The 15,811-nt window shown below is 68.9% G+C and carries 17 protein-coding genes and 1 pseudogene; 13 read left to right on the top strand and 5 right to left on the bottom strand.

Annotated elements, in window-relative coordinates; all coding sequences use genetic code 11:
* The 3 genes and pseudogenes from AQY21_RS18385 to AQY21_RS18375 all read left to right on the top strand — a co-directional run.
* Positions 1-278: electron transfer flavoprotein subunit alpha/FixB family protein (locus AQY21_RS18385; protein WP_203416562.1), on the top strand; the 278-nt coding region annotated here is incomplete at its 5' end.
* A 132-nt stretch (positions 279-410) separates the two neighbouring features.
* A pseudogene (locus tag AQY21_RS18380) lies at positions 411-758 on the top strand (FAD-dependent oxidoreductase); the annotation flags it as partial.
* A gap of 72 nt (positions 759-830) precedes the next feature.
* Positions 831-1,328 carry a thioesterase family protein gene (locus AQY21_RS18375; protein WP_058099064.1) on the top strand — a complete coding sequence of 166 codons (498 nt, stop codon included), beginning with the start codon at positions 831-833 and terminating at the stop codon, positions 1,326-1,328.
* An 88-nt stretch (positions 1,329-1,416) separates the two neighbouring features.
* Here the strand turns inward: AQY21_RS18375 and pobA are convergent, their stop codons facing one another.
* Positions 1,417-2,586 (bottom strand): 4-hydroxybenzoate 3-monooxygenase, encoded by a 1,170-nt coding sequence (gene pobA, locus AQY21_RS18370; protein WP_058099063.1) that lies wholly within the window; start codon positions 2,584-2,586, stop codon positions 1,417-1,419.
* 340 nt (positions 2,587-2,926) lie between these two features.
* On the bottom strand, positions 2,927-3,844 hold the full coding sequence (locus tag AQY21_RS18365; RefSeq protein WP_065169957.1) for a LysR substrate-binding domain-containing protein: 918 nt from the start codon (positions 3,842-3,844) through the stop codon (positions 2,927-2,929).
* A gap of 67 nt (positions 3,845-3,911) precedes the next feature.
* On the opposite strand from AQY21_RS18365, the gene pcaD reads away from it, so the two are divergent.
* The 6 genes from pcaD (at position 3,912) to AQY21_RS18335 (ending at position 8,669) form a co-directional block, all read left to right on the top strand.
* Complete coding sequence (gene pcaD / locus AQY21_RS18360; protein WP_058099061.1) at positions 3,912-4,688, top strand: 3-oxoadipate enol-lactonase; 777 nt, start codon at positions 3,912-3,914, stop codon at positions 4,686-4,688.
* Complete coding sequence (pcaC, locus tag AQY21_RS18355) at positions 4,685-5,068, top strand: 4-carboxymuconolactone decarboxylase (RefSeq protein WP_058099060.1); 384 nt, start codon at positions 4,685-4,687, stop codon at positions 5,066-5,068. The genes pcaD and pcaC overlap by 4 nt, the downstream gene beginning before the upstream one ends.
* On the top strand, positions 5,065-5,802 hold the full coding sequence (gene pcaH / locus AQY21_RS18350; protein WP_058099059.1) for a protocatechuate 3,4-dioxygenase subunit beta: 738 nt from the start codon (positions 5,065-5,067) through the stop codon (positions 5,800-5,802). The genes pcaC and pcaH overlap by 4 nt, the downstream gene beginning before the upstream one ends.
* Positions 5,802-6,413 carry a protocatechuate 3,4-dioxygenase subunit alpha gene (gene pcaG / locus AQY21_RS18345; protein ID WP_058099058.1) on the top strand — a complete coding sequence of 204 codons (612 nt, stop codon included), beginning with the start codon at positions 5,802-5,804 and terminating at the stop codon, positions 6,411-6,413. The genes pcaH and pcaG overlap by 1 nt, the downstream gene beginning before the upstream one ends.
* A 10-nt stretch (positions 6,414-6,423) precedes the next feature.
* Positions 6,424-7,266 carry a 3-keto-5-aminohexanoate cleavage protein gene (locus AQY21_RS18340; protein WP_058099057.1) on the top strand — a complete coding sequence of 281 codons (843 nt, stop codon included), beginning with the start codon at positions 6,424-6,426 and terminating at the stop codon, positions 7,264-7,266.
* A gap of 89 nt (positions 7,267-7,355) precedes the next feature.
* Positions 7,356-8,669, top strand: coding sequence for a lyase family protein (locus tag AQY21_RS18335; RefSeq protein WP_058099056.1), 1,314 nt, complete (start codon positions 7,356-7,358; stop codon positions 8,667-8,669).
* A 24-nt stretch (positions 8,670-8,693) separates the two neighbouring features.
* Here the strand turns inward: AQY21_RS18335 and AQY21_RS18330 are convergent, their stop codons facing one another.
* The 3 genes from AQY21_RS18330 to AQY21_RS18320 all read right to left on the bottom strand — a co-directional run bounded on the left by AQY21_RS18330 (position 8,694) and on the right by AQY21_RS18320 (position 12,943).
* On the bottom strand, positions 8,694-9,527 hold the full coding sequence (locus AQY21_RS18330; protein ID WP_058099055.1) for a shikimate dehydrogenase: 834 nt from the start codon (positions 9,525-9,527) through the stop codon (positions 8,694-8,696).
* Positions 9,528-9,621: 94 nt separating this feature from the next.
* Positions 9,622-11,010 (bottom strand): MFS transporter, encoded by a 1,389-nt coding sequence (locus tag AQY21_RS18325; RefSeq protein WP_058099054.1) that lies wholly within the window; start codon positions 11,008-11,010, stop codon positions 9,622-9,624.
* A 247-nt stretch (positions 11,011-11,257) separates the two neighbouring features.
* Complete coding sequence (locus AQY21_RS18320) at positions 11,258-12,943, bottom strand: FAD-binding protein (RefSeq protein ID WP_058099053.1); 1,686 nt, start codon at positions 12,941-12,943, stop codon at positions 11,258-11,260.
* Between the two features lie 117 nt (positions 12,944-13,060).
* On the opposite strand from AQY21_RS18320, the gene AQY21_RS18315 reads away from it, so the two are divergent.
* The 4 genes from AQY21_RS18315 to kdpF all read left to right on the top strand — a co-directional run bounded on the left by AQY21_RS18315 (position 13,061) and on the right by kdpF (position 15,808).
* A complete protein-coding gene (locus AQY21_RS18315) occupies positions 13,061-14,005 on the top strand; it encodes an NAD(P)-dependent oxidoreductase (protein WP_058099052.1) in 945 nt (314 codons plus the stop codon).
* 297 nt (positions 14,006-14,302) lie between these two features.
* Complete coding sequence (locus AQY21_RS28760; RefSeq protein WP_152988268.1) at positions 14,303-14,587, top strand: hypothetical protein; 285 nt, start codon at positions 14,303-14,305, stop codon at positions 14,585-14,587.
* A gap of 22 nt (positions 14,588-14,609) precedes the next feature.
* Complete coding sequence (locus AQY21_RS18310; RefSeq protein WP_152988267.1) at positions 14,610-15,152, top strand: flavin reductase family protein; 543 nt, start codon at positions 14,610-14,612, stop codon at positions 15,150-15,152.
* A gap of 569 nt (positions 15,153-15,721) precedes the next feature.
* Positions 15,722-15,808 carry a K(+)-transporting ATPase subunit F gene (gene kdpF, locus AQY21_RS30265; protein WP_058099050.1) on the top strand — a complete coding sequence of 29 codons (87 nt, stop codon included), beginning with the start codon at positions 15,722-15,724 and terminating at the stop codon, positions 15,806-15,808.
* Positions 15,809-15,811 lie beyond the last annotated feature (3 nt).

Raw genomic sequence — 15,811 nt, 5'->3', positions numbered from 1 at the left:
ACAAGCTCGGCGCCGCGGTGGGCGCCTCGCGGGCGGCGGTGGACAGTGGCTACGCGCCGAACGACTGGCAGGTCGGCCAGACCGGCAAGGTCGTCGCCCCCGAGCTTTACGTCGCGGTGGGCATCTCGGGCGCCATCCAGCACCTGGCGGGGATGAAGGACAGCAAGGTGATCGTGGCGATCAACAAGGACGAGGAGGCGCCGATCTTCCAGATCGCCGATTACGGCCTCGTCGGCGACCTGTTCTCCGTCGTCCCGGAACTCACCGGCAAGCTCTGAGCGCTTTCTCCGTTTTCCAAATACTCCGGGGGAGCGCCCCTGAGGCCCCGTCGAGGGGCCGCAGGGGCGCGGGGGCAGAGCCCCCCGACCCCGTGCCGCAAGCCCATCCGCCAGCCAGGAGAACCCCCCGCCATGTCCGAAATTGCACGCGAGTCGATGGATTACGACGTGGTGATCGTCGGCGGCGGCCCGGCGGGGCTGTCGGCGGCGATCCGGCTCAAGCAGGTGAACCCCGCGCTTTCGGTGGTGCTGCTGGAGAAGGGCTCGGAGATCGGCGCGCATATCCTCTCGGGCGCAGTGCTGGACACCGCCGGTCTCGACAAGCTGATCCCGGACTGGAAGGACAGGGGCGCCCCGGTCAGCACCGAGGTGAAGGAGGACAGTTTCTACATCCTCGGCCCGCATGGCCAGGTCCGCGTCCCGAACTGGCCGATGCCGCCCCTGATGAGCAACCACGGCAAATACATCGTCTCGATGGGCAGACAGAACATCAACTGGACCGGCCCCCGGGGCGGTGACGGGCCCAGTTACCCGAATATGTGAGGAGGCGAGATGGCGGCACCTTTCATCTGGCGGCACCGAGTGGCGTTCGGCGACTGTGATCCGGCGCGGATTGCCTATACCGGACGGCTTGCAGATTTCGCACTGGATGCGCTGGATGCTTTCTGGGACGATCTGTTGGACGGAAAGGGATGGTATCACATGAACGTTCACCAAGGCTTCGGGATGCCCTTCGTCCACATGGAATATGACTTTACCGCGCCCGTGCGGCCTGGCGAGATTCTGGAATGCCGTGTGTGGCCCGAAGCTGTCGGAAAAAGCTCTGTCGCGCTGATCGTCGAGGGATGGCAGACCGGCCGAGATTGCTTCGCGGCGCGTTTCGTCTCGGTCTTTGCCGATCTCGCGCATATGCGGAAAATGCCCGTCTCTGCGGCGATTCGCGGGGCGCTGGAAGCGCGGTTTCCCGGCTTGTCCTCGAACGCCGCGCCAATGGCGCGGCGTCCTGATGGTGTCCGGCCCTTCAGCATTGCGGCAAGGGACCGAGGCTGAAGCCAGCCGCGACAGAGTGCCGGGAATCCCGCTTCCCTTTACAGAGGCTTGCTCCTCGCCATGCGTGGCCTGAAGCCGTTTCGCTCCCTCATCCTTGGGGGCCGACGTAGTTCTCGGCCAATTCGCGTCTGGCGGTTTCGGACTCTGCCAGATGGGCGAGGGCGGCGCGGCGCATCTGGGCGGCGAAGCCGTCCTCGTCGTCGAAACGGTGCAGCATCATGGTCATCTGCCAGCTGAAGCGCATCGCCTTCCAGATCCGCGCCAGGGCGCGGCCGGAATAGGCGTCGATGCCGGTCTCGTCGCCCCGTTTCAGCGCCTGGATCAGCGCCTGGTGCAGATAGAACACGTCCGAAATCGCCAGGTTCAGCCCTTTGGCGCCGGTCGGCGGCACGATATGCGCCGCATCGCCCACCAGGAACAGCCGGCCCCAGCGCAGCGGCTCGGACACGAAGCTGCGCAGCGGCGCGATGGATTTCTCGATCGAGGGACCGGTGACCAGCCGGGCGGCGGCCTGCGAAGGGATGCGGCGGGCGAACTCGGCCCAGAAACGCTGGTCGCTCCAGTCCTCGACCCGATCGCTCAGCGGCACCTGCACGTAATAGCGCACCAGGCTGTGGTTGCGCATCGAGGCCAGCGCGAAGCCATGCGGCGAATTGGCATAGATCAGCTCCTCGGCGACCGGCGGCGTGCGCGACAGGATGCCGAGCCAGCCGAAGGGATAGACCCGCTCGAATTCGCGGCGCCGGTCCTCGGGGATGGTCTTGCGCGAGACGCCGTGAAAGCCGTCGCAGCCCGCGACATAGGCGCAGGTCAGCCGCTTGCGCTGGCCGCCCTGGGTGAATTCCACCGCCGCCTGCGGCCCGTCGAGATCGAGGATGCGCACCTCCTCGACGCCATGCAGGATGGTGGTGCCCATGGCGTCCTGCGCGTCGTAAAGGTCCTGCGTGACCTCGGTCTGGCCATAGACCATGACCTGCCGGCCGGTCAGCGCCTTGAAATCGACATGCACCATCAGCTCGGCATCGGTGAGCCAGGCGCCGTCATGCGGGATGCCTTGGGCATCCATGCGGGCGCCGACCCCGGCCTCGCGCAGCAGCGCGACGCTGCCCCATTCCAGGATGCCGGCGCGGATGCGCGACAGCACATGCGCGCGGCTGGCGCGTTCCAGGATGACCGTGGCGATGCCGGCGCGGTTCAGAAGCTGCGACAGCAGCAGGCCCGAAGGCCCGCCGCCGATGATGACGACCTGGGTGTCCATGGCGATGATCCGTCTCCCCTCTCTTTCCAGTTCGGGCCTTGCTAGCCGGGATCGGCCGGTCTGCGAATGGACGCTGGCGGCATAGGATGGTATTATTCCTGCATGGGATTGTCGTCGCAAATTCTGGGTTTCACCCTGTTCGGCGAGACCTCGGCCTTGCCGGACCTGGTGCCTTGCGAGCGGATCCGGGACCGGGCGCGGCTGCACGACTGAGAGATTTCGCCCCGCCGCCACCGCGAGAAGGTGCAGGTCTTCCTGATGCGGCAGGGCCAAGCCCAAGTCCAGATCGACGGGCAGGGCAGAAGGGTGGCACCCATCGCGCCGTTGGCCGTCTTGGCCGTCAGCCGGCGGTGCGGCCGGCGATCTCGCGCGCCAGTTGCTCCAGCGTCGCCAGGCCCGGCGTGGTGGCGGCCTGGCGCCGGGTCATGCCGACCGCCCCGGACAGGAACCGCGCCCCGGTCGGGAATTCGACCAGCAGGCCGGCCTCGATCTCGTCCAGCACCACCCCGCGCGAGATGAACCACAGGCTGTCCGAGGCCAGGCAGATCCCCCGCCCCAGCGCCAGCGACACCGTCTCGACCAGCGGCCGGGCGTTGGTCAGCCCCAGCGAGGCCAGATAGGCATCGACCGAAGCGCGGATCAGCGCCGTCGCCGGCGGCAGGATCAGCGCCGCATCGCGCAGCGCCTCGGCGGCCGGGCGGCCGGCGGCGGGATGGCCGGCGCGCGCGACCAGCACGACATCTTCTTCGTAAAGGTGATCGAAGCTCAGCCCCGCCATTTCCGAGGGGCTGGGCAGGCGGCCGATCATCAGGTCGATGCTGCCCGCGCGCAGCATGCGGATCAGGTAGTGATGCGGTCCGGTCTCGACCGCGAGCATCACCTCGGGCAGGATCTTCCGCAGCCGCAGCACCACCTGCGGAAAGAACCGCGTCGCCACCGTCGGCAGCACGCCGACCCGGATCGTGCCGCTGGTCCCCGGCCGCAGCGCCGCCGCGCCCGCCTCCAGCGCCTGCAATGCCTGCGCGGCATGGTGGCGGAACAGCGCCCCCTGTTCCGTCAGCACCAGCCGCCGCCCCTGGCGCAGGAACAGCGCCTGGCCCAGCAGCGTCTCCAGCTCGGCCAGCGTGCGCGACAGCGCCGGCTGGGTGATGCCCTGCCGGCGGGCGACGGCGGACAGCCCGCCCTCGGCCGCGATGTCCAGGAAGGCGCGGATATGACGCAGCTTGATCGCCGGGTGCATAACTGGATGATTATACATGGCCGCTCATTTTGCATTTTTCGACCGGAACAGGCCGTGGCAGATTATGGGTGAGAGAGGAGGTCCCATGCAAGTTCTGATGCGCCCCTGGGGAGCGATGCATTACCGGATCGACGGGCCCGAGGACGGGCTGCCGGTGGTCTTCGCCAATTCGCTGGGCACCGACCTGCGGCTTTGGGACGCGGTGCTGCCGCTGCTGCCGGGCATCCGTGCCATCCGCTACGACAAGCGCGGCCATGGCCTGTCCGATTCCGGCGGGCCGGTCTCGATCGCCGATCTGGCCGAGGACGCCGCGGCGCTGATCGAGGCCACCGGCGGGCCGGCGGTCTTCGTCGGCCTGTCCATCGGCGGCATGATCGGCCAGGCGCTGGCCGCCGCCCGGCCCGAGGTGCTGCGCGCGCTGGTCCTGTCGAACACCGCGGTGCGCATGGGCACGGCCGAGATCTGGAACGCCCGCATCGCCGCCATCCGCGCCGGCGGCGTCGCCAGCATCGCCGATGCGGTGATGGAGCGCTGGTTCGCACCGCCCTTCCGCGCCACGCCCGCGCTGCATCCCTGGCGCAACATGCTGGCCCGCTGCGACGCGCAGGGCTACATCGCCGCCTGCGAGGCCATCGCCGCCGCCGACCTGACCGAAGCCGCCGCCGGCCTGCGCCTGCCCGCGCTGGTGATCGCCGGTGACCAGGACGGCTCCTCGCCGCCGGACCTGGTGCGCGGCACCGCCGAACTGATCCCCGGCGCGGATTTCCACGTCATTCCCGGCGCCGGCCATCTGCCCTGCGTTGAAACCCCCGCCGCATGGGCCGCGCTGCTGGCCCCTTTCCTTCAGGACCATCTCCGATGACCAACCGCTACGACCAGGGCATGGCCACCCGCCGCAGGGTGCTGGGCGACGCCCATGTGGACCACGCCGAGACCGCCAAGACCGATCTCGACGCGCCGTTCCAGACGCTGATCACCGAATCCGCCTGGGGCTCGGTCTGGTCGCGCGACACCATCAGCCCGCGCGAACGCTCGATGCTGACCATCGCGCTGCTGGCGGGGCTGGGCAACGACCACGAACTGGCCATGCATATCCGCGCCACCGCCAATACCGGCGCCACGCCCGGCGACGTGATCGAGGCGCTGCTGCATGTCGCCATCTATGCCGGCGTCCCGCGCGCCAATCACGCGATCAAGATCGCCAAGGAGACCTTTGCCGAGATGGAGGCGGCCAAGCGATGACCCTCAGCAATGCAATCGACCGCGGCCCGCTGTTCTTCCGCGACCGCGACTGGCACCCGCCGGCCTATACGCCGGGCTACAAGACCTCGATGACCCGCGCCCCGCATCGCGCGCTGGTGGCGCTCGGCTCGACGCTTAGCGAGGAAACCGGCCCCGCCTTCGGCCATGACATGATCGGGGTGCTGGACAACAACCTGGTGATGAACTTCACCGGCCAGCCTGCCATCGGCGAACGCATCATCATGCACGGCCGGGTGCTGGACGAGAACGGCCGCGGCGTGCCGAACGTGCTGGTCGAGATCTGGCAGGCCAATGCCGGCGGCCGCTACCGCCACAAGAAGGATGGCTACCTGGCGCCGCTCGACCCGAATTTCGGCGGCTGCGGGCGCACGCTGACCGGGCCGGACGGCCGCTATGAATTCCTCACCGTCCGCCCCGGCGCCTATCCCTGGCCGAACCATGTCAACAACTGGCGGCCGATGCATATCCACATCTCGGTCTTCGGCACCGGCTTCGGCCAGCGCCTGATCACGCAGATGTATTTCGAGGGCGACCCGCTGATCGCGAAATGCCCGATCGTCAACACCATCGGCCAGGACCGCGCCATCCAGGCTCTGGTGGCGCCCTTGGACATGAACCGGGCGATCCCGATGGATTGCCTGGCCTACAAGTTCGACATCGTGCTGCGCGGCCGCCGCCAGTCGTTCTTCGAAAACCGCAAGGAGGGGATGTGATGCAAGGGCTGGACTATCTCAAGGAAACGCCTTCGCAGACCGCCGGCCCCTATGTCCATATCGGCCTGGTGCCGAACGCGCTCGGCAATCCCGGCATCTATCCGCAGGATCTCGGCCTCTCGCCGATCCGCGAGGGCGCGAAGGGCCAGCGCATCACCATTTCCGGCCGCGTCATCGACGGCGCCGACATGATCCTGCGCGACGCGCTGTTCGAAACCTGGCAGGCGGATGCCGAGGGCCTCTATCCCGGCAACGACCCGCGCGGCCCCGCCGATCCGAACGTCACCGGCTGGGCGCGGGTGGCGGCGGATTTCGACACCGGCATCTGGCGGCTGGAGACGGTCAAGCCGGGCCGCGTGCCCTTCCCGGACGGCCGGCCGATGGCGCCGCATATCAGTATCTGGCTGGTGGCGCGCGGCATCAACCTCGGGCTCCAGACCCGGATCTATTTCGAGGACGAGGAGGCGGCCAATGCCGAATGCCCGGTCCTGGCCCGGATCGAGCACAAGGCACGTCTCCAGACCCTGCTGGCGAAACGGACCGGTCCCGGCGCATACAGCTTCGACATCAAGTTGCAGGGCGAAAACGAAACCGTCTTCTTCGACATCTGAGGGCAAGGCCATGACCGCGACCCCCTGCATCATCTGCGTCGCCATCACCGGCTCGCTGCCGACCAAGGACAACAACCCGGCGGTGCCGATCTCCATCGAGGAGCAGGTCGAATCCACCCATGAGGCCTTCGAGGCCGGCGCGACCATCGCCCATTGCCACGTCCGCGACGACGAAGGCAGGCCCACCTCGGACCCCGAACGCTTCGGGCGTCTCAAGGAGGGGATCGAGACGCATTGCCCCGGCATGATCGTCCAGCTCTCGACCGGCGGCCGCTCGGGCGCGGGGCGCGAACGCGGCGGCATGCTGCCGCTGGCGCCCGACATGGCCTCGCTCTCGGTCGGCTCGAACAATTTCCCGACCCGGGTCTACGAGAACCCGCCGGACCTGGTGGACTGGCTGGCCGGCGAGATGGCGAAATACGACATCAAGCCCGAGATCGAGGCCTTCGACCTGTCGCATATCCTCAAGGCGCATCAGATGTGGCAGGCGGGCCAGATCAAGGACCGGCCCTATGTGCAATTCGTCATGGGGGTGAAAAACGCCATGCCCGCCGACCGCGAGGTCTTCGACTATTACGTCCATACGGTGAAACGCCTTTTCGGTGCCGATGCGCCCTGGTGCGCGGCGGGCATCGGGCCGAACCAGATCGTGCTGAACGACTGGGCGATCGGCGCGGGCGGCCATGCCCGCACCGGGCTCGAGGACAATGTCCGCCTCGACCGCGACAGGCTCGCCCCCTCGAACGCCGCGCTGGTGAAACGTGCCGTCGCGCTGTGCGAGAAATACCAGCGCCCCGTCGCGACATGGCGGCAGGCAAGGCAGATCCTCGGCCTGCGCCCGGTCGCCGCCTGAGCCTCGCATCTTCTTTCGTGCCCAAATATCCTCGGGGGGTCCGGGGGGCAGACGGCCCCCCGGTCCTGCCATTGCAAAAGGACCGACCGATGCCCGCCGCCGCCGCCGACAGCACCCTCTATCGCAGCCTGTTCTCGGATGACGAGACCGCCGCGCTTTTCACCGACAGCGCCGAGATCCGCGCCATGCTGCTGGTCGAGGGCGCGCTGGCCGGGGTGCAGGGCAGGCTGGGCCTGATCCCGGAAACTGCCGGCGCCTTCATCGACCGCGCCTCGCGCGAGGTGCAGATTGACCCCGCCGCGCTGGCCGCCGAGACCGCGACCAACGGCGTGCCGGTGCCGGCGCTCGTCGCCGCCTTCCGCAAGGCGATGGAGGCGCCCGACCATGCGCAATACCTGCATTGGGGCGCGACCAGCCAGGACATCATGGACACCGGCCTGGCGCTGCGCCTGCGCCGGCTGACCGCGATCTGGGAGGGCAGGCTCAACCGGCTTGCCGCCGCGCTCGGCCGGCTGGCCCGCGACCATGCCGAACTGCCGCTGGCGGCGCGGACCTACGGGCAGGCTGCGACGCCGACCAGCTTCGGCGCCGTGGTCGCCGGCTGGGGCCATCCGCTGCTGCGCCACCGCGCGCGGCTTCAGGCGCTGGCGCCCGAGCTTGCCACCGTCTCGCTGGGCGGGGCGGCGGGCACGCTCTCGGCCATGGGGGCCGAGGGTCCGGCCGTGCGCGCCGGTCTGGCCGGGGCGCTTGGCCTGCATGACCCCGGTCATAGCTGGCATGCCGAACGCGACCGCATCGGCGGTTTCGCTGCCTGGATGGCCGGGCTCTGCGCCAGCCTCGGCAAGATGGGCGAGGACCTGATCCTGATGGCGCAAAGCGGCATCGGCGAAATCCGCATTGCCGGGGCAGGGGGCTCCTCGACCATGCCGCAAAAGCAGAACCCGGTCGGACCCTCGGTGTTGGTGGCGTTGGCACGGCAGGCGGTGGCGCTGGCCGCGGCCCTCCAGGGCGCCGGCATCCATCGCCAGCAGCGCGACGGCGCGGCCTGGTTCGTGGAATGGCTGACCCTGCCGCAGCTCTGCATCTCGACCGGCCGGGCGCTGGCGCTGGCGCTGGACCTGGCGGGCCGCATCGCCCCCGATGCGCAGGCCATGGCGCGCGGGCTCGACGACGGAACCGGGCTGATCCATGCCGAGGCCTTCACCTTCGCCCTGGCCCGCCACATGCCGCGCCCCGAGGCGCAGGCCAGGATCAAGGCGCTCTGCGCCGAGGCGCAATCCGGCGGCCAGCCGCTGCCGGCGCTGGTCGCGCGCGATTTCCCGGATCTGGACCTTTCCGCCGCCGGCGGGCTGGGCATGGCCCCGGCCGAAGCGCGGGCCTTTGCCGAGGCCGCCGGGGCGTGACCCGGCCGGCCCCGGCGGCCCGGATCAATAGCTGATCGCGGCGCTTTCGCGCAGCTCGGCGACGCTGGGTTTCGGGAAGCCGAAGAATTCCAGATAGGCCGGGATCTGCTCGAACAGCATGTCGGTGCCGATCTGATAGCGGCAGCCGCGGGCGCGGGCGGCGGCGAGCAGCGGGGTGATTTCGGATTTCAGCACCACCTCGCCGACGAAGGTCGCGGGGTCGATACGCTCGGGGTCCATGGGCAGCGGGTCGCCCTCGTTCATGCCGAGCGGCGAGGCGTTCACCACCAGGTCGAAGCCCGCCGGGTCGTTCGCGCCGGTCTCCAGCACGATGCCGGGATAGGCGGCGGCGATGCGGCCGGCCAGCGCCTCGGCATTGGCCCCCATCGGGTCATAGAGCGCCAGCCGCGCCACGCCCACCCGGGCCAGCGAGGCGGCGATGGCCGAGCCGACACCGCCGCAGCCGACCACCAGCGCCGAGCGGCCCTGCAACGCCTGGCCCTTGTTCAGCACCCCGCGCACGAAGCCTTCGCCGTCGAACATGTCGGCCTCGAGCGCGCCGTCCTCGGCCAGCCGCAGCCCGTTCGCCGCGCCGGCGATGCGGGCGGTGACCGAGACGCGGTCGGCCAGCGCCAGCGTGGTGACCTTGTGCGGCATGGTGACCAGCGCGCCGTGGATGTTCGACAGCCGGAACAGCAGGCGCAGAAAATCGGGGTAATCCTCGGGCTTGCAGCCCATCGGCACCACCACAGCATCGATGCCGCGCCGCTGGAACCACGGATTGTAGATCATCGGCGATTTGAAGGTCGTGGTCGGATAGCCCAGATGCGCGATCAGTCTGGTGGTTCCGCGGATCATGATGCCTTGCCTTTCTTGATGCGGCCTTTCCTGACCGGGCCGATCCTGGTCAGGGACGAAGGCCCCGGACGAACCGGGGCCTTGCGGGTGGGGTTCAGCGGCTGGCCACGGTCTCGGTCCGCAGGTGGTCGTATTCCGCCTTGGGCACCGGCGCGGCATCCGGCCTGCCCAGGTCCTCGATGCGGACCCGGTAGGTCTCGCGCGCCGACCAGGCCGCGGCGGCGGCGATGCAGCAGATGGCGAAGGTGATCGAGCCCACCATCAGCGGCACATTGGTCGAGCCCGGAGGGGCGACGGTGGCGAACAGCGCCGGCAGCAGCGCGGTGATCGTGGTGCCGATGTTCTGCGAGATCGCCATCGAGGACACGCGGGTCCGGGTCGGGAACAACTCGGGGTAGAAGCTGGGGAAAACCGCGTTGTAGCCCTGATAGACCACGCCCCACATCAGCAGCGACATCAGGATCGCCAGCGGCACCGAATGGATCGAGATGGCATAGAGATAGCCGAAGGCCAGCAGGCCCGACCCCAGCGCGCCGACGATGATGGGCGGGCGGCGGCCGATCTTGTCTGACAGGTTGCCGACCAGCGGGATCACCAGGCAGGCGACGATATTGCCCAGGACCGGGATCCACAGATAGACGTCCTTGTGGAAGCCGATGCCATAGGCGGCCTGCACGGCATAGGCGGCGCCGAAAACGGTGGCGACGACCGGGATGGTGTTCATCAGCGCCATGCAGATCACGCGGATCATGTCCGGCCAGGTGGTGCGGATCGCCTCGACCACGGGCGAGCGCGGGGTGGCGTGCTGGGCCTCCTCCTCGCGGAAGGCGGGGGTTTCCTCGACCTCGCGGCGGATGATCCAGCCGGCGATGATGACGACGAAGCTCAGCAGGAACGGGATGCGCCAGCCCCAGCTGTTGAAGGCCTCGTCGGGCATGTAATGCGCCAGCGGCAGGAAGACGGCGGCGGCCAGGATCTGGCCGGCCTGCACGCCCTGCAGCGTGAAGCTGGCGAAAAAGCCGCGCCGGCCGAAGGGCGCGTGTTCCATGATCATCGAGCTGGCGCCCGAGATCTCGCCCGCCACGGCGAAGCCCTGCACCAGCCGCAGGATCACCAGAAGGATCGGGGCCAGGATGCCGACCTGCTGATAGGTCGGCAGGATTCCGACCAGCAGGGTCGAGATGCCCATCAGGAACATGCACAGGATCAGCACGTTCTTGCGACCATGGGTGTCGCCCCAATGGCCCAGCACGAAGGCGCCGATCGGCCGGGCGACATAGCCCACGCCATAGGTCGCCAACGAGGCGACGATGGCGACGCGCGGGTTTTCCGACGGGAAGAAGATCTGCGGAAACACCAGCGAGGCGGCGGTGGCGTAGATGAAGAAGTCGTAATATTCCAGCGCAGAGCCGATCCAGCCGCTGGCCGCAGCCTTGCCGGATTGATGCCTGCCCTTGGGCGCGATGGCCGGTGAAGCGGTCATGGGTAACCTCCCTGAAGCTGACCACGCCAGCTCCTCTGATTGCGCGGTCTGTGACAAAAGGTCGCAAAACCGATGAATAACGTCAAAGACAGTTTTACGCTTTGTGTTAACATGATGTTAATTAATTAGCGCCGGGATGAGCCGGAATGAGGCGGTGATTCCGGGCAGGGGTTTGATTTCCATGCCTGCCGCTTGCGGAATCGGCCCGATGGCCGGCGGTTGGCGGTTTTCCGGCAAGGGCGGAAAATCAGCCCTGCTCCGCCAGCTGCCGGGCAATTTTCCAGCCGAAGACCATGGCCGGGCCGATGGTCGTGCCGGGCCCCGGATAGGTGCCGCGGAAGATCGAGGCGGCGTCGTTGCCGCAGGCGTAAAGCCCGGGGATCGGCCGGCCCTCGCGGTCCAGAACCTGCGCCTCGGCATTGCAGTCGAGCCCGCCGCTGCCGGCCAGATCGACCGGAACCACCCGCAGCGCATAGAAGGGCGCCTGCCGGATCGGGCCCAGGCAGGGATTGGGCTTGACCTCGGGATCGCCGTTGAAGCGGTTCACCACCGTCGAGCCGCGGCTGAAATCGGCGTCGGAACCGGTTTCCGCGAAGCGGTTGTTGGCCCGGACGCTTTCGGCCAGCCCCTGCGCATCGACCCCGATGGCGGCTGCCAACGCGTCAAGGTTGCCTGCGCGTCGCAGATAGCCCTGCCGCAGCAGCCGCCGCAACCCGCGCCCGCCCGGCAGGACCAGCCCCAGCCCGTAGCGGCGGATGAAACCGGAATCGACCACCAGCCAGGCCTCGGACAGGCCGGCGCGGATCATGCCCATGCAGAAATCGTGATAGCTGCCGGCCTCGTTCACGAAGCGGCGGCCGTCGCGACCGATGGCGATCAGCCCCGGCTTGGCGCGGTCGAGGATGATATGCGGCCAGACCGCCTGCGACCCGTCCGGACGGCCGAGCAGCGAACAGGGCATCCACAGCCCGGCGCTGTCGCAGCCATCGTCCAGCGCCGCGCCGGCGCGCTCAATGGCCAAGGCGATACCGTCGCCGCTATTGCCCTCGGGCGCCTGCGAGAAGGGGGCGATCTGTGGCGGGAACAGCCGCCCGCGCAGGGTGCGGTTCCAGCCGATGCCGCCGGTGGCCAGCACCACGCCGCGCCGCGCCCGGATGCGGCGCTGACCGTCCGGGGTTTCGATCACCGCGCCGATCACCGCCTGCCCGTCGCGGATGAGATCGGCCAGCGGGCTGTCGAACCAGATCGGCACCGCGCGCCGGCGCAGGCTGAAAAACAGCCGCGCCACCAGCGCATTGCCCATCAGCAGCCGGGTGCCGCGCCGATGGCCCAGCCGGTCGCGGGCATAGCGCAGCAGGATCTTCAGCGCGGTCGTCAGGTTGCCGGTGCTGGCAAAGGGGGCGAGCAGCGCCCCCAGCTCGCCGCGCGCGACCATCATGCCGCCCAGACCCATGAACACGTCGCGCGGCGGCCGCACCCGGTCGAAATCGGCCCCGAGCAGCCGGCCGTCGAATTCGACCGGCGCGAGCGCCCGGCCGCCATAGGCCGCGCCGGGCCCGTCCAGATAGTCGGGATGCGCGGCGGCAGCGACGAAGCGGACTTCTGAATGGCGTTCAAGATCGGCGATGGCCTCGGCCCCCGCGGCCAGGAAGGCCGCGCGCCGCGCATCGCCGCCGCGGTTGCCGACGACATGGCGCAGGAAGGCGGCGGCATCCTCGGCGCGGTCGGGCACCCCGGCCTGGCGGCTCAGCTCGGTGCCCGGCACCCAGGTCGTGCCGCCCGAAGTGGCGGTGGTGCCGCCGACCATGCCGGTCTTTTCGCAAAGCAGCACCGACAGGCCGGCGATCGCGCCGCTCAGCGCCGCCGTCATACCGCCTGCGCCTGCGCCGATCACCAGAAGATCGACCTCTTCGTCGAAAGCCGTGGCCGTCATGCGCGATCCCTCCTCCTTGCCCCGATGCGCCGCGGAACTTGCCACAGGTGGCATTAAAATGGAAGATACTTTTATAATTGAATATCATTCCATACAATGCGGGCGGGAGGAAACAGCATGACACAGGACACAAGGCGGCCGCGCCGCATTCTTCTGACCGGCGGCACCGGTTTCATCGGCCTGCGGGTGGCGGCCGCGCTGGCGGCGCATGGCATCGTCCCGCGCCTCTTCGACCTCGAATCCGCGATTCGCCGTGCGGTTCTGCCGGATGGCTATGAGGCGGCGGCGGGGGACGTGACCGATGCCGATTCGCTGGCGCATGCCGGCGAGGGCTGCGACGGCATCGTGCATCTGGCCGGGCTGATGACCGTCGATTGCGCCGCCGATCCGGCGCGGGCGGTGCGGGTCAATATGCTGGGCTCGGCGCATGTCTTCGCACTGGCGCGCCGGCTGCGGGTGCCGGTGGCCTGGCTCAGCACCGCCGGGGTGTTCGGGCCGGACAGCGCCACGGCGCCGCAGCCGATGACCGTCTATGGCGTGACCAAGCTGGCGGTCGAGGGGCTGGCGCGGGTTCATGCCGCCGATCACGGGGTATCCAGCCTGGGGCTGCGGCCCTATATCGTCTACGGGCCGGGGATCAGCAGCGGCATCGCGGCCGGGCCGTCCATCGCGCTGGCGGCCTCGGTCCGGCGTGAGCCGGCGGTGATCCGCTTCTCGGGCCGGGTGGGCTTCGTGCATGTCGACGACGTGGCGCGGCTGCTGGCCGCAGCGATGCTGCGGCCGATGCGGGGCGCGACGATGCTGACCATGGCCGGCGACACGCGCGGGATGCAGGACTTCACCGCCGAGCTTGCCCGGCAGAGCGGCTGGGACGGCATCGCCATCGACGGCCCGCCGCTGCGCATCCCGGCGGATCTGGTCTCGGACCCGGTGCCGGACTGGCTGGGCGCGCATCCGATCACGCCCATCGAGGCGGGCATCCGCCGCACGCTGGCCGAGCTGCGCGACTGCATCAACGCACCCGCCTCGGCGCCTGCCCATCCCGGGCGCCAGACATCCTAGCGATGCGGCCGGTCGGCGGGGTCTGCCTGGTCGATGGCCCGCCGCCCGCAGGCGCGACAGTCCCCCGCCACCCCCGCATCGGCAACGATATGGCAGCGGCGCGGCAAGGGTGCTTCGGCGCCTCGCTCAGCAGCAAGGCGCCGGGGATCACTCTGGCTAGGCCACCTGGTGACGATAGGTGGGCAGATGCGCGCACAGGGCGGTCAGATCGGCTTGCGGGCTCAGGTCAAGCAGCCTGCCCCTATACGCGCCGGCCAGGGACGGGCTTCCCCTTGACCGGGGAGAGGTGCCGTCGCCATGCCGCTTTCCGAGGCCTCGTCCGGCACGGCCGGCCCGGGCTTGAAAGGGTTTCGGCTCGACCGGGCTTGCGGGGCAATGGGCAAGGCGAGGGCGGCCCGTTTCGATACCAACCTCGTGGCAAAGCAGGAAATGCGGGATCGGATCGTTGCGGTATGCTCGGGCATGATCGGACCGGGCAATCATGCGCCATGCCGGGCGAAAAAATGGGGCATGATGCGCGGAAGCGACTTCTTTCACGGAATCGCGCATCCGCGTCACGGATGGCGGCGGCAGGGGGTATGACGGAAGCATGAAGGAGGATGCCATGCAAGAACTGGCGCTGAGCCGCGCCTTCACGCTGATCGAGCCGGGGCCGGTCACCCTTGTGACCACGCATGACGGCGGCAAGGACAACGTGATGACCATCACCTGGACCATGGTGATGGATTTCGCGCCGATCTTCGCCATCACCACAGGACCGTGGAACCATTCCTGGGCAGCCCTGTGCGACAGGCGGGAATGCGTGATCGGCATCCCGACGGTGGACCTGATCGACACCGTCGTCGGGATCGGGACCTGCTCGGGCGCCGATACCGACAAGTTCGCGAGGTTCGGCCTGACCCGTGCCAAGGCAAGGCATGTCGGGGCGCCGCTGATCCGCGATTGCCTGGCCAATATCGAATGCCGCGTCATCGACATCGTCGAGCGCCACAGCATCGTCGTGCTGGAGGGCGCGGCGGCCTGGATCGACGCGGCGCGCGAGGAGAGGCGCACCCTGCATGCGGTGGGCGACGGCACGTTCGTCGTGGACGGCGACCGGCTCGATCGCCGGGAGATGATGCGCTCCAAGCTGCCGGACGGGGTCTAGCGAGGCGCTGCCCCGGCGGGGTGCCGCCAAGACCGGAACGGAGGGTGCCATGTGACGGCCGGTTATTGGGGAGAGCGGGGCGCAATGCGATGATGGCGGACCGCTCGACCGCGGGGCGATCTCATATCCTCACTCTCGGCTGGAAAGGCGTCAGCGCGGAACCATTCCGGAACCGCGTTCGCCAATATGGCGGCCGCGCCAGGGCGGCTGGTTTCAATGCCATGGGACAGCCGCAGGCCGAGACCCGGTCTTTCACAGGCCGGTCATCCACGGGACCGTTCACGGAATGCCGGGATCTGCCACGCCGACCGGCCCCGCGCATGGCATCGCCCCATGGCCGGGGCGGCGGTATCGCCCAACATGGAGGCATCATCGCCGCCCTTTACGCCGTCTTTACGCCTGCGGCCGATCTTCCGCATGGTTTCTTGACGCCCGCCTGCGCGATTCCTTCGCCATGACAGAAGCGGGAGTCCTGCCATGGCAGACATCGTCTATCTCGCGCTCGGCATGATCGGCATCGCCGGTTTTGCCGGGGCGCTGCGCCTGATCGACAGATCGTGAGGGCGCCCATGTTCGACCTTATCCTGGGCCTCGCCGTCTCGGCGGGGATCTTCGTCTTCCTCATCCTCGCGCTCTTGCGCCCGGACCGGTTCTGAGGC

Origin of the sequence: Paracoccus sp. MKU1 (assembly GCF_001447385.1) — a bacterium.
Classification (GTDB): domain Bacteria; phylum Pseudomonadota; class Alphaproteobacteria; order Rhodobacterales; family Rhodobacteraceae; genus Paracoccus.
This window is presented reverse-complemented; position numbering and strand designations above follow the sequence as displayed.